The sequence below is a fragment of the Klebsiella sp. RHBSTW-00215 genome, from assembly GCF_014103785.1.
Lineage (GTDB): Bacteria > Pseudomonadota > Gammaproteobacteria > Enterobacterales > Enterobacteriaceae > Klebsiella.
Map to the genome: position 1 here is coordinate 3,125,053 of NZ_JABXQS010000001.1, position 13,504 is coordinate 3,138,556.

Here is a 13,504-nt window from a genome sequence, read left to right on the forward strand (position 1 = left end):
GCCTCCCGAATTAATCGTACGTCAGGTTAAAGATCATGTGCGACTCCACCTCACCGGTACTGGTGGTCGGCGCATATTGATAGAACCGCGCATGGAGAGGCAGGGTGATATAGCGAGTTTCCTGCGTGCGCAAGCTCCCGATGCTGTATTTTTTGTTAAATTCCAGCGGAGTGCCGTCCTTTAAAACCTGAATACCTATACCTTGTGCAAGTGAGGTGCCGGATTTTTCGTTCAGCAGCGCCCCGCGAGTCAAGGCAGTCCCCGTGGCCAACGTGCCGGAGAAAGAAGTCTGGATATTGGCGTATCCCGACTCGCTTAACCCGCCGCTGCACTGTAGCTCAATATTAAAATCCTTACCCCCGGCGGTCGTGCCAACGCCGCTAAGGTCGCTGCGCTTGATGGTGCCGACATCAACGTTCATATTTTTGCCGCTCAGGATGGTACACGAGGGCGAAACCACGGTTATCGCATTGGCGCTAAGCATTGTTTCCAGGATTGGGTTATTACCGCTTTCCCAGTCGTAGGAGGTATATTTACCCGCCGCCAGTGTGCCGCTGCCAGTCACGCTTGCCGTTTTGATCACCTCCAGGGTGAAGCGAGAACCCTCCAGCGAGTAGCTGGTGGTCCGGCTGATGGTGGATGAGAAAACATCTGGATAGGTAATATTCACCGTTGCGCCGCCGCGGCTAAAGCGCAAGCCAATACCGGGCACATTGGTGGAATAAATTTTATTTCCCAGATCGGTGGATCCTGTCGAGACAATCTTCGCTGCAAAACGGTTGGTACCGGCCGTACAGCTGTAGCTCGCTCCCCCCGGTGCCGACATTGTCCAGTCACGGGCAACGATCGTTGATCCTACAGGCAGATCTGGCGGAACGACGATTCGCCCAACAACCATATCTAAGGTCACCGTCGGTTGCGAAAGGCGCGTACAGGCAGCCCATGCCGACGTTGTCCCCAGCGCCATTAAGCCAATAAAAAGCGTCAGTTTTTTACTTAGCGACATAGCGTTTCCTTTGTTTTTTCCTGACTCAAATCCACCGAACATTGTCCACCGCTCCACTTAACCGTGGCCTTCGGTGCGCTGGCGTCGCTGATAAACATCATGCTGCCCTGTCCTACCACGCCGATTTCCTTTCCGGTAGCGCCAAATATCGTGGCACCGAACGGTAGAGGCTGACCATTCGCTTGACGCACCTGCAACGTAATGTTGTTTTGCACCGTGGTATCGAAGGAGACCTTGACCACGCTGCCTTCCCACGGCACCACCTGCGCCACGGTACGATCAAAGGCGACATCGTCGTTGCTGCCCTTCGGGTCAATTTCAACGGAGTTAATCCGGTAAGGCCGCAGATACGGCAGGATGGCGTAACCATTGCTGTCAATACGGGTTCCCGGCGAGCCGGGCAACATCGCGCCAGCGGCATCCTTCGCTTCGATCAGCGCCATGGTGGTGCCACTTTCCGGCGAGAACACCACGCCGTGGCGATGGGCAATCAGCGTTCCGCTGGCACCGACGCCGCTCTGGCGATACCCTTCGCCCTGGCTATAGCTGCCGTTCAGCGTGGTCCACGGAGTACGGTAGCTGCCGTTCAGCGCCACATCATGCTGACCGCCGGTAGACGTGGTTGTCGACACGCCGTAGTTGAGGTTGTTTTCGCTATCCAGCGAACCGTTGACGCCAATTTGTGAACTGGCGAAGCGTGAATTATTAAACGAGGTATTTGACGTCAGGTTAGCGGTACGGTTTTCACCGAACCACAGCGGGTAGCTGAAGTTGAGCGAAACGCGATCGTCGCGACGGTGGCCAGAGCTATCCGGGGTATAGACACGCTGCGCGCCCACCGACCACGAGAGCCGGCCGTACATGTTGTTGTAACTAAACTGGTACTGCTTCTCCGTTCCCGAACGGTTCCAGTAATCCGCCACCCGGCCGCTCAGATAAAAACCGCCCCAGCCATCCGGCAGGTTCTGGTTAACGGTAAAGGTCATACCGTTTTTTTGCCGCCACACGGTGTAGTTGCTGTTACGGTTCTTTTCCTGATCGACCGCATACAGCGCGTCGTTCAGGTTGTAATAGCCTTTGGTGGAGTAGCGATATGCCGCCAGCACGATGCTGGTCTGGGTTTCGGTAAACATGCGGTTAAAGGTGGCGCGATAGCTTTGCCCCTGCTCGTCGAGGGTGTCGCTCTTCAGCCGTGAATGCGTAACGTCGAATGACAGCGCGCCGATGCCGGTGTTCATCCCGGTTCCCAGCAGGAACGCCTGGTAGTCATCAAAACCAGTGACGCCGGTATAGCCGGTAAACAGGTTATTTAAACCGTGCTGCCAGGTTCCCTGGTAGAGCATCGGCTTATTACGCAACGAACTGTCGTCGACTTTACCGGCAGAGAGCGCATAGCGGGTCATTCCTGGACGCAGTAATTGCGCCACCGAGGCGTAAGGCACGCTAAACACTTCAACCGTACCATCGGCTTCTTTAACCGAAACTTCAAGGTCACTACCGTAGCCGGAAGGGTAAACATCCTGCAGGGTAAACGGCCCCGGCGGCACCGTGGTCTGATAGATAATATTGCTGCCCTGACGAACCGTGACCAGGGCGTTACTTTGCGCTACGCCGCGAATTTCCGGGGCGTAGGAGCGCATGCCGTCCGGGAACATATTGTCATCGGTCGCCAGGCTTACCCCGCGCATGCCGATGGTGTCGAAGAATTCGCCGTTGGTAAAAATCTGACCGCCGCTGACTATCGAGTTAATCTGCGGAATGGGCCGCTGCAGGTAGGTCTGGTTGCTGTTCCAGTGGGCTTTTCCCTGCTGCTGCTGCCAGTTCAGGTTACCGATATGCTTGAGCAGCCAGCCGTCCCACGACAGGCCCGCGTTAACACCCAGATAAGCACTGCTGTTATCAGAACCGTTGGACGACGAGCTGTGGCTGTTCCAGGCGTTTGCCATCCAGCCTAAATTCAGCGCCGCAACGCCTTTATCCCAGAACTCCGGGCTGACGAAGTTTTTAAGGCGCTGATCTTCGTAGATTTGTGGTACGGATATATCCAGTCGCAGGGAGGACTGGATCAGAGTATCTTTAACATTCTCTTCGTTGCGCCACTCCTGCAGGCGTCCGCAGAAGCCCTCTTTCTCGCTGAGCTGCGGGTTGAATTTTTCAGGCGAGATCCCGTATTGCATCAGCATCGCTTTGGTATAGCAGACGCCCATTTTGCCGTCTTTACCGGCGGTGATTTTCAGGTCGTAGCGCCCTTTCCATTCGCCGTTGGTATACACATCAAGTGAATAGACGCCTTCGCTGATAGCGCTGGTAGAAAAGCGCGACAGATCGACCTTTTCGCGACTGCCAACGATAAAACCATCGTTAAACTGATAGACCGTTCCCGGGTTTTCCTCTCCGCTGGAAAATGGCGGAAAGCAGCACAGCGCAACTGCAATGGCCGTGCTTAATCTTCCCGGGCAGATTGACCTCTGCTTCATGATCGTTTCCCTTATTTGACGGCAACTTTCACTGCAACATCTGCGCCATAGTCATTAATGTTGTTAACGGTCAGGGTCTCGCCTTTACTCACTGCGGAAGAAAGGGCGATGGTCTGGCTGGACTGCGGGGCAAACATCACCGTTTTGCTGTTCAGCGCTTTGCCGCCGTCGCGGGAGATACGGCTGACGGTGACATAAAATGGCGTCGGATTACTGACGGACAAATTGTTACCGTTTGCGGAAAGGACTAATTTTTCTGCCGCCGCATCGCGGTTGCCTAATCCGTTGGGACGATAGATAAACTTAAAGCGCGAACGAATCGCCAGTTGCAGAACATTCTGCCCTTCGTTTTTCTGGCTCGCCTCGACTGGCGGTATTTCCAGAAGGTTTAGCCACCACAGCGTTTCTTTATCTTTAGCGAGTCCCGCATTACTGCCGAGCTTAATACGCAGGGTCTGGCCGCTTTTCGCGTCAACGCGGGAAATAGGTGGGGTGATAATAAATGGCGTCGTAATAGTGTCCGGCGTCGCGTCGGCATTACCGTTATCCAGCCAGGCTTGTGCCAGCGCCGGACGGTCGGCGGTGTTGGAGAGCTGCACCGTTATTTCTTTTTCATTTCCTGGATAAATAAAGCGGGTGCCGTTAACAATAATATTATTGGCATGGGCCGCAAAACTAAAAATGAAACAGAAAAAAAGGGCAATACGCTTCATGCTGACCTCAGAATAAAAAATAAGCGGCAGCAGTGGCCGCTTTATTATTGTTTTATGCCGCCCCGGCGCGAGGCGGCTTTATCTCTCAGTCGATATTACTGATAGGTAATTTGGTAAGTCGCGTAGCTGTTAACCACACCGGTGGTAACCGTTGCCGGGGTGCTGGTTACATAACCAACGTAGTAAGTGAAGCGTGCGCCATCCTTAACGGCGGAATCGTCACCAGTCGCTTTAGGCTGGTTGTCATCGCCTGGGATAATTTTGTTAGTGATCGTATCGCTGGTAGATAAAGCCAGTTGGATATTTTCCGCGCCTGCGGCTTCAGTATTTGCCAGGTAGCCCTGTTGTGTGGAGGTTCCACCAGCCAGCAGGTTACCGCCGGTCCAGTTCACGCCCAGTTTGCTCACATCGTCTTGTTTTGTACCGTCAGCAGCCTGACAGTCAGATACATCGATGGTGAAAGTTTTTGGTTTAAGTAAGGTATCTTGTGTGCCTGGCGCTTTAACTTCCGTTAAAGTCACCGGAGCCAGATAAACGTTAGCATTGCTGCCCTGGCCGTTTACGGAAACAGTACAAGAGACGTCGGTAACTTTACCGAAGAAATTAACCTGACCGCCGCCTACATTGGTATCAGCAGCATTTGCCGCAGCCATACCAAAAAACGCAGTCGCCATCGCAGCAGAGAGAAGAACCTTTTTCATTGTCATTTCCTTGTCAGAGTGAATTAAGTATCAATGAGCAAACAGTTAATTCGCACAAAAGTCAGAAGCGATATGCGATGCTCACTTGTGCAACTGTTAATAGAAACTTCGACTGACCGGAAGCCGCAATATTTAAGGCGTCAGGAACGGATTCTATAAAAGAATTCGTCGATGCTGTCGGCGTCAAAGAATGCTATTTCGAAATTAAATATACATTTTTTTACAACTTGATTGAGACTGTTTTATGGATTGACACCTATTAATAAATAAAAAAACAATCAGCATTTCCAATCAAATACGCATTGACTTTTGTCAAACGCCATGAAAAACATGGTAATCGATTGATTTTTATAGATTATAATTACATAGCTATAATTTTAATGATGTTTAAAATCACAATGGCATGGGTAAGCCAGTTTATTCAAAGCGCACTGGTCGAAAAGAATTACTCCAGACAGTGGCGAACATTCCGGCCTGCCTGATTAGTGTCGAAGCGTGCACTGGGGCATTTTACTGGCAGCATGAGTTTTAAAAATTGGGACATAAAGTAAAAGTTATCAGTCCTCAGTATGTAAAACACTTTACCCGCCCTGAACTCCGGGCACACTGTAGGTGATATCAGTCACTCTGACCTGATCTGATCTGATTAGGCTTTACCACGGTAAATTCACGCTGCACGCGATTAGGGGCAATGACCGAAGGTTTGGGCCATCCGGCGTGGAGATTTATAGCCACGTACCGCTTTGATCCGGTTCAGTTGCATAATGCGATCTACACGATTTTTAACGCAGGTTTCACCGATTTCGCTCAGATAACCATTAACCCGATGATAACCATACATGCCGCAACTCAGTGTATATGAGTCTCGGATGAGCGTCAGTAGGCGTTCATTGTCTTTATCGTGTCCGGAAACAGGGTTATGCAACGACGGCAGCGGTATCGAGAGTCACAGGAAGTAGCTGAGGACTCTCTGAAGAAGATAATAGCAGCTTTCCCTCGCGCCATTGCTGGCGCGATTTGCCTGAGCGATATGGCCCAAGGAAGACCTTTTATAACCGTTTTAACCGATGGTCTAAATCGGGAGCAATTAACATTATTTTCAACAGATTACTTTCTTCTCTTGATGCCCATGGTCTCGTTGACTGGTCCACGACTGCGCTGGATGGCAGCAAAATCCGAGTACTCAGGTGCGCCGCTGGTGCGCAAATAAACATTCCGATATCACCGGAGATAATGGACTGGGTCGCTCTCGCGGTGGTTTTGGCACCAAAATCCATTTGGCGACAGACGGAAGTGGTCTGCCGTTAAATATCGTACTGAGTCCCGGTCAGGCTCACGAAAGCCAGTTTGCACAACGTCTTCTGGATGGTATTGGTATTCAACGCCAGAACGGCTGCATGAAACGTCGTGGCCATGCAGTGCTGGCTGACAAAGCCTACTCCGAGCATATATTACATAAAGAACTGAAAAGAAAGGGGATAAAAACGGTCCCCCCGAAAAACCAATGAAAAAATGGCAGCAGATAGTCGTTCACAACTTAATCGAGATGCCTACCGCAATCGCAACGTTGTTGAGCGGTGTATTGGGTGCCTGAAAGAATACTGCCGCATTGCCACACGTTACGTCAAAATGGCGAGGAATTATCTGGCGATGGTGAAACTGGGGTGTATCCGGCTGTTTTACAAAGGGTATGTAATTAAGGGATACAGCCTCGTTTGATGTTCATTTTGCCCTCCCCGGGCGTTAAAAGAACATCTGAATTACACTCTCATAAACTGCTGGGTGTCCTGGCACAAATTACCTTGCATGAGCATACTTAATCACTCCTTGCTCGGTAGTTTTTGCATGCGCTATCGGGTGAGGCGATCAAACGACAACCTTACGAGCATTTTTACTACTGGCAAGTTCACCAGTGGCTAACTTGCTAACCTTTCTTAAAGCAGCATTAAAAGCAATCACGGTAACTGGACTGTCACGGTTTTTGACGCGGTTTGAATGGCTCTGAAACACAAAAACATCTTGAGGATACGTCTCTCTTCTACGTTCCAGTATCGCGCAAACAGGCGCGCTTAACTCAATCCGTTTTGCTTTTATTCTTCCTTTCACTCGCAGATAAGCAGAACCTCTTTCAATGTCTGTATAACGAAGATCAATCAATCTACCAACACTTTGACCAGTATAAAAAATTACCGCCCATAAATCAGACCAAGTATCCGATACATGAACCAGATTGCTATTAATAGTTAAAAATTTCTTGAAACTTATTGCTTTCTTGTCTTTCACAACCAGAACATTCCCATAACCAAAACACTTATTATCCTAAACATCGTACCTCTGCAAAACTACCTATGTTTTGGATGGCTAATGGTCGCCGTAAAGTATTTGTAAACCGTCTTTACCCCTAACTGAGAAGGATGGCAGTACCGTTGGCGAGTGCCGGTAACCTCCGCTGTCAGTTTGGTATGGTGCCACTGACGGCAGCAACACTACGGACAATTGCAGGTGACAACTCCGAACGCACGAAAAACGAAACTGCATTAGTATCGCTCTGTGACGTTGAAATTTCCGACCCGAGCCTCTTTATCCAGGCGTGAAAACTGTGGGTGGTGATACAGAGACGTATTGCAACGCCTGAAATAGAATGACCGCTATTAACAACCTGTCTGACTGCTTCAACTTTAAACTCTTCGGGATAACGCTTAATGCCCGCAGGTATTTATATTTGAGCCATCTTGAATGACATCTCAGATGTATGTTAAACCTATTGTGATTCAGTGTTGGGCTGCTTAGTGAGCATCAAAGGAATTTAGGGAAGGTGCGAATAAGCGGGGAAATTCTTCTCGGCTGACTCAGTCATTTCATTTCTTCATGTTTGAGCCGATTTTTTCTCCCGTAAATGCCTTGAATCAGCCTATTTAGACCGTTTCTTCGCCATTTAAGGCGTTATCCCCAGTTTTTAGTGAGATCTCTCCCACTGACGTATCATTTGGTCCGCCCGAAACAGGTTGGCCAGCGTGAATAACATCGCCAGTTGGTTATCGTTTTTCAGCAACCCCTTGTATCTGGCTTTCACGAAGCCGAACTGTCGCTTGATGATGCGAAATGGGTGCTCCACCTTGGCCCGGATGCTGGCTTTCATGTATTCGATGTTGATGGCCGTTTTGTTCTTGCGTGGATGCTGTTTCAAGGTTCTTACCTTGCCGGGGCGCTCGGCGATCAGCCAGTCCACATCCACCTCGGCCAGCTCCTCGCGCTGTGGCGCCCCTTGGTAGCCGGCATCGGCTGAGACAAATTGCTCCTCTCCATGCAGCAGATTACCCAGCTGATTGAGGTCATGCTCGTTGGCCGCGGTGGTGACTAGGCTGTGGGTCAGGCCACTCTTGGCATCGACACCAATGTGGGCCTTCATGCCAAAGTGCCACTGATTGCCTTTCTTGGTCTGATGCATCTCCGGATCGCGTTGCTGCTCTTTGTTCTTGGTCGAGCTGGGTGCCTCAATGATGGTGGCATCGACCAAGGTGCCTTGAGTCATCATGACGCCTGCTTCGGCCAGCCAGCGATTGATGGTCTTGAACAATTGGCGGGCCAGTTGATGCTGCTCCAGCAGGTGGCGGAAATTCATGATGGTGGTGCGGTCAGGCAAGGCGCTATCCAGGGATAACCGGGCAAACCGACGCATGGAGGCGATTTCGTACAGAGCATCTTCCATCGCGCCATCGCTCAGGTTGTACCAATGCTGCATGCAGTGAATGCGTAGCATGGTTTCCAGCGGATAAGGTCGCCGGCCATTACCAGCCTTGGGGTAAAACGGCTCGATGACTTCCACCATGTTTTGCCATGGCAGAATCTGCTCCATACGGGACAAGAAAATCTCTTTTCTGGTCTGACGGCGCTTACTGCTGAATTCACTGTCGGCGAAGGTAAGTTGATGACTCATGATGAACCCTGTTCCATGGCTCCAGATGACAAACATGATCTCATATCAGGGACTTGTTCGCACCTTCCCTATAGCGATTAACGGCACAATTAATGCAAAAAACGCCATAGTCGGTGCTGGAAATTTTACATTTGATAATAGTACTGGCGCAATGACCTCTGCCGGGAAATCCGCCACGGTAATGCAAACATTGTTCCCTGAATACAGCGTCGACATCAGCAATCTCGGCGGTATTAAGGCGAACAGCATTAGTATGGTTGGCAATAATCTGGGCTTCGGCGTACGTAATAAAGGTACTATTGTTGCAAATACTACTCTTGCCATGACCAGCAACGGTTCACTGACCAATGAAGGTTCCATTGCCAGCAACGGTTACGTAACTCAGTTGGTTTCCGCAGGCGAGCTGAAAAATACGGGCACCATTGCAACCAAAAACCTCGCAATCATTAATAGCTATGGCAAACTGAATAACAGCGGTACCATTAGCAGCACATCGCAAATGTCCGTCGCTGCTGCAGACAATCTGTCTAATTCAGGAACCATCAGTGCGACAAATCTCCTGTCTGTTGCTACCAATGGTAATCTGGACACTACCTATAACTCCTGGTTAGGATCAGATAACCAGGTGGCAGTCACTGCGCTGGGCAATATCGATAACGGCGGATCTATCCGGGCCAAAAATACGACCGTAACGTTCGGTGGCGACACGCTAAAAGTCACCGGAGATATTATGGGGTCAACCACCGCACTGGTTCAGGCATCGAAAAATGGCAGCGCTACTAGCGGTGAAATTACCAACTCAGGAACAATTTCTGGCGGCAATGTTACGGTTAACACCAACGGCAGCCTGATTACTAACTATGCAAGCGTACTCAAAGCGACTGAATCTCTGACAACTCAGAGCTATTGGTTGAACAATAACGGTGGTATTCAGGGTTATGGCGCAACCATGAACATAAATAATACTGTGACCAGCAACAGCGGGCATATCATGGGTGACACATTATCTCTCAAAACCTACCTGGACATGGTTAATACAGGGACGATTGAGACCAAAGGCAATCTGACTATCAACACCCAAAACAATGGTAAACTCACTAACGAGGGTACAATCAAAGCGGGAAATACGCTGACGCTAAGCGCTAAACAAGTCGTTAATGGGACTTATAAGTGCGGCTTCCTCAATTTACGAACCTGCGGCAAAAACGGTACGCTATCCGCCAACAAGCTGATTCTGAACTCCTCGCATAAATACGCTTCTAATATGGGCGGCATTCAGAATTTTAAAGCGACTGAAATAAATACCAAATAAGTCGATTATTAAAAGACACGGTGATATTACCGTGTCTTTTAGCCAACGCAGGCCACTTTTTTATGGTTCAAACGGCCGTCTCTGAAACTGATCGTGCCCGCATTTTGGGCAGCGTGGCAGTACATCTGGGGTATAGACCGGCAGATGATAATGACACTTCTCACACACCAAATTTCCCAGTCCCACCACTTCACCACTGTGGTAAACGCCGTGATGGCTGAGATCCTGGAACACCTCACGCCACTCGAGCTGAGTTTTATCCGTTATATCCGCCAGTTCCTGCCACAAGCTCTCTTTAATCACGCGCATAAAGACGCTATCGGTGAGTTCATCCTGACTCTCTTCATAGCTGAGCGCGAACTCCTCCAGATCACGTCTGACAGCACGGATAACGTTCTCGATTTCGCTCTGCGTTAACTCGCCGGACTGGCTAATTTTAACCCTGGCCTGCTCCACCAGCGCATCTATATCGCGTTCTCCATTGCGTAACCGCTCGCTAAGCGTCGACACCAGCTCTCGGTAGAATTGAGCAACCTTGTTCATCATTTCGCCTCCGGTGTGGTTAACTTCTTATAATAATAGACGTTATTTTCCCGGTGCTTTGCCAGTTAGCCCACATAGTCGTGAAATTTTCTCCGCCGCTTTCATCCATGGAAAGTGTGCGAAAGGCTGTTTTGACGTTGGCGTTTGGGCTATGCTATGCCGATCTGAAATAACACATCCATTGGCTACGCTTTGTAGCTGTATTGAACACAGGACCACTGGCTGCCATGCAAGAGCAATACCGCCCGGAAGAGATAGAATCGAAAGTCCAGCTTCACTGGGACGATAATCGTACATTTGAAGTAACTGAAGACGAGAGCAAAGAGAAGTATTACTGCCTGTCGATGCTTCCTTATCCTTCTGGTCGACTACACATGGGCCACGTGCGCAACTACACCATCGGCGACGTGATTGCTCGTTACCAGCGTATGCTGGGCAAAAACGTACTTCAGCCTATCGGCTGGGATGCATTCGGTCTGCCTGCTGAAGGTGCAGCGGTAAAAAATAACACTGCTCCGGCCCCGTGGACCTACGACAACATCGCCTACATGAAAAACCAGCTGAAAAAGCTGGGATTCGGCTATGACTGGAGTCGTGAAGTTGCGACCTGTACCCCGGAATATTACCGCTGGGAGCAGAAGTTCTTCACCGAACTGTATAAAAAAGGTCTGGTCTATAAAAAGACCTCAGCCGTTAACTGGTGTCCGAACGATCAAACCGTTCTCGCCAACGAACAGGTTATCGATGGCTGCTGCTGGCGCTGCGATACCAAAGTTGAGCGTAAAGAGATCCCGCAGTGGTTTATCAAAATCACCGCCTACGCGGACGAGTTGCTGAACGATCTGGATAACCTGGATCACTGGCCAGACACCGTGAAGACCATGCAGCGCAACTGGATTGGTCGCTCTGAAGGCGTCGAAATCTCCTTCGACGTGAACGAGTATGCTGACAAGCTGACGGTCTATACCACCCGTCCTGACACCTTTATGGGTTGCACCTACCTGGCCGTTGCAGCGGGTCACCCGCTGGCGCAGCAGGCTGCTGCCAACAACCCAGCGCTGGCTGCCTTTATTGACGAATGCCGCAATACCAAAGTTGCCGAAGCGGATATGGCGACCATGGAGAAAAAAGGCATTGATACCGGCTTTAAGGCAATTCACCCGCTGACCGGCGAAGCCATCCCGGTATGGGCGGCAAACTTTGTGCTGATGGAATACGGTACTGGCGCAGTGATGGCCGTTCCGGGCCACGATCAGCGCGACTACGAGTTCGCCAGCAAATACGGCCTGGACATTAAGCCGGTTATTCTGGCTGCTGACGGGTCTGAACCTGATCTGTCCGCTCAGGCGATGACTGACAAAGGCGCGCTGTTTAACTCTGGTGAGTTCAGCGGTCTTGATCACGCAGCAGGCTTCAACGCTATCGCTGACAAACTGGCTTCTCTCGGCGTTGGCAAACGTAAGATCAACTACCGCCTGCGTGACTGGGGTGTATCCCGTCAGCGCTACTGGGGCGCGCCGATCCCAATGGTCACCCTGGAAGATGGCACCGTAATGCCAACGCCGGAAGATCAGCTGCCGGTTATCCTGCCGGAAGATGTGGTGATGGATGGGATCACCAGCCCAATCAAGGCCGACCCTGAGTGGGCGAAAACCACCGTCAACGGTCAGCCAGCGCTGCGTGAAACCGATACTTTCGACACCTTTATGGAGTCTTCCTGGTACTACGCGCGCTATACATGTCCGCAGTACGACGAGGGAATGCTGGACCCTAAAGCGGCGAACTACTGGCTGCCGGTTGATATTTATATTGGCGGTATCGAACACGCCATCATGCACCTGCTCTACTTCCGCTTCTTCCACAAGCTGATGCGCGATGCGGGCATGGTTAACTCCGACGAACCGGCTAAACAACTGCTGTGTCAGGGGATGGTGCTGGCGGATGCCTTCTACTACGTCGGCGAAAACGGCGAGCGCAACTGGGTTTCCCCGAAAGACGCGACCGTGGAACGTGACGAGAAAGGCCGTATCGTTAAAGCCTTCGACCCGCAAGGCCGCGAGCTGGTGTATACCGGCATGAGCAAGATGTCTAAGTCAAAAAACAACGGCATCGACCCACAGGAAATGGTTGAACGTTACGGCGCGGATACCGTGCGCCTGTTTATGATGTTCGCCTCTCCAGCAGACATGACTCTCGAGTGGCAGGAGTCTGGCGTAGAAGGTGCTAACCGCTTCCTGAAGCGCGTCTGGAAACTGGTTTACGAACACACCACCCAGGGGGCTGTTGCCGCGCTGGATGTTGCCAGCCTGAGCGAAGATCAGAAAGCGCTGCGCCGCGACGTGCATAAAACGATTGCCAAAGTAACCGATGATATCGGCCGTCGTCAGACCTTCAACACCGCCATTGCGGCGATTATGGAGCTGATGAACAAGCTGGCGAAAGCGCCGCAGGAAAGCGAACAGGATCGCGCGCTGATGCGTGAGGCTCTGCTGGCGGTCGTGCGTATGCTCAACCCGTTCACCCCTCATGCCAGCTTTACTCTGTGGCAGGAGCTGGGCGGCGAAGGCGACATTGACAATACGCCGTGGCCGGTCGCTGATGAAGGCGCGATGGTTGAAAACACCACCCTGGTCGTCGTCCAAGTAAATGGTAAAGTTCGTGGTAAAATTACCGTTGCGGTGGATGCAACCGAAGAGCAGGTTCGTGAACGTGCTGGTCAGGAACATCTGGTCGCGAAATATCTTGACGGTGTGACCGTGCGTAAAGTCATTTACGTTCCGGGTAAACTGCTCAATCTGGTCGTTGGCTAAGCGCG

General features: G+C 50.9%; 9 protein-coding genes and 4 pseudogenes. 4 read left to right on the forward strand and 9 right to left on the reverse strand.

The window, feature by feature from the left end:
- Positions 1-10: 10 nt before the first annotated feature.
- From HV127_RS14810 to HV127_RS14825, 4 genes are all read right to left on the reverse strand, one after another.
- Complete coding sequence (locus tag HV127_RS14810; RefSeq protein WP_182236928.1) at positions 11-1,006, reverse strand: fimbrial protein; 996 nt, start codon at positions 1,004-1,006, stop codon at positions 11-13.
- On the reverse strand, positions 997-3,483 hold the full coding sequence (locus HV127_RS14815; protein ID WP_182236930.1) for a fimbria/pilus outer membrane usher protein: 2,487 nt from the start codon (positions 3,481-3,483) through the stop codon (positions 997-999). The genes HV127_RS14810 and HV127_RS14815 overlap by 10 nt, the downstream gene beginning before the upstream one ends.
- Before the next feature lie 11 nt (positions 3,484-3,494).
- On the reverse strand, positions 3,495-4,196 hold the full coding sequence (locus tag HV127_RS14820) for a molecular chaperone (RefSeq protein WP_047663497.1): 702 nt from the start codon (positions 4,194-4,196) through the stop codon (positions 3,495-3,497).
- A 95-nt stretch (positions 4,197-4,291) separates the two neighbouring features.
- The gene (locus HV127_RS14825; protein ID WP_047663498.1) at positions 4,292-4,897 is read right to left on the reverse strand and encodes a fimbrial protein; all 606 of its coding nucleotides are present in this window, start codon (positions 4,895-4,897) and stop codon (positions 4,292-4,294) included.
- A gap of 406 nt (positions 4,898-5,303) precedes the next feature.
- Between HV127_RS14825 and HV127_RS14830 the strand changes: the two are divergent.
- A pseudogene (locus tag HV127_RS14830) lies at positions 5,304-5,426 on the forward strand (IS110 family transposase); the annotation flags it as partial.
- 79 nt (positions 5,427-5,505) lie between these two features.
- Here the strand turns inward: HV127_RS14830 and HV127_RS14835 are convergent.
- Positions 5,506-5,822 (reverse strand): annotated as a pseudogene (locus HV127_RS14835) (IS3 family transposase); the annotation flags it as partial.
- 83 nt (positions 5,823-5,905) lie between these two features.
- Between HV127_RS14835 and HV127_RS14840 the strand changes: the two are divergent.
- Positions 5,906-6,616: pseudogene (locus tag HV127_RS14840) on the forward strand (IS5 family transposase); the annotation flags it as partial.
- A gap of 147 nt (positions 6,617-6,763) precedes the next feature.
- On the opposite strand, the gene HV127_RS14845 reads toward HV127_RS14840, so the two are convergent.
- From HV127_RS14845 to HV127_RS14855, 3 genes and pseudogenes are all read right to left on the reverse strand, one after another.
- Positions 6,764-7,180 (reverse strand): hypothetical protein, encoded by a 417-nt coding sequence (locus tag HV127_RS14845; protein ID WP_223306634.1) that lies wholly within the window; start codon positions 7,178-7,180, stop codon positions 6,764-6,766.
- Positions 7,181-7,466: 286 nt separating this feature from the next.
- Positions 7,467-7,601: pseudogene (locus HV127_RS31720) on the reverse strand (transposase); the annotation flags it as partial.
- A gap of 252 nt (positions 7,602-7,853) precedes the next feature.
- Positions 7,854-8,834, reverse strand: coding sequence for an IS5-like element IS5 family transposase (locus HV127_RS14855; protein WP_042934497.1), 981 nt, complete (start codon positions 8,832-8,834; stop codon positions 7,854-7,856).
- Here HV127_RS14855 and HV127_RS14860 point away from each other — a divergent pair.
- Entirely contained in the window at positions 8,833-10,146 is a 1,314-nt protein-coding gene (locus tag HV127_RS14860; protein WP_182240895.1) for a filamentous hemagglutinin, read from the forward strand. The two genes, HV127_RS14855 and HV127_RS14860, sit on opposite strands and share 2 nt — an antisense overlap.
- 60 nt (positions 10,147-10,206) lie before the next feature.
- Here the strand turns inward: HV127_RS14860 and HV127_RS14865 are convergent, their stop codons facing one another.
- Positions 10,207-10,689 (reverse strand): zinc ribbon-containing protein, encoded by a 483-nt coding sequence (locus HV127_RS14865; protein WP_014228404.1) that lies wholly within the window; start codon positions 10,687-10,689, stop codon positions 10,207-10,209.
- A 227-nt stretch (positions 10,690-10,916) separates the two neighbouring features.
- Here HV127_RS14865 and leuS point away from each other — a divergent pair, with 227 nt between their 5' ends.
- Entirely contained in the window at positions 10,917-13,499 is a 2,583-nt protein-coding gene (leuS, locus tag HV127_RS14870) for a leucine--tRNA ligase (protein ID WP_182236932.1), read from the forward strand.
- The last annotated feature ends 5 nt before the right edge of the window (positions 13,500-13,504 follow it).

Coding starts and splice junctions, on each gene's coding strand:
- HV127_RS14810 (WP_182236928.1), bottom strand. CDS start 1,006: ATGTCGCTAAGTAAAAAACTGACGCTTTTTATTGGCTTAATGGCGCTG.
- HV127_RS14815 (WP_182236930.1), bottom strand. CDS start 3,483: ATGAAGCAGAGGTCAATCTGCCCGGGAAGATTAAGCACGGCCATTGCA.
- HV127_RS14820 (WP_047663497.1), bottom strand. CDS start 4,196: ATGAAGCGTATTGCCCTTTTTTTCTGTTTCATTTTTAGTTTTGCGGCC.
- HV127_RS14825 (WP_047663498.1), bottom strand. CDS start 4,897: ATGAAAAAGGTTCTTCTCTCTGCTGCGATGGCGACTGCGTTTTTTGGT.
- HV127_RS14860 (WP_182240895.1), top strand. CDS start 8,833: ATGATGAACCCTGTTCCATGGCTCCAGATGACAAACATGATCTCATAT.
- HV127_RS14855 (WP_042934497.1), bottom strand. CDS start 8,834: ATGAGTCATCAACTTACCTTCGCCGACAGTGAATTCAGCAGTAAGCGC.
- HV127_RS14865 (WP_014228404.1), bottom strand. CDS start 10,689: ATGAACAAGGTTGCTCAATTCTACCGAGAGCTGGTGTCGACGCTTAGC.
- leuS (WP_182236932.1), top strand. CDS start 10,917: ATGCAAGAGCAATACCGCCCGGAAGAGATAGAATCGAAAGTCCAGCTT.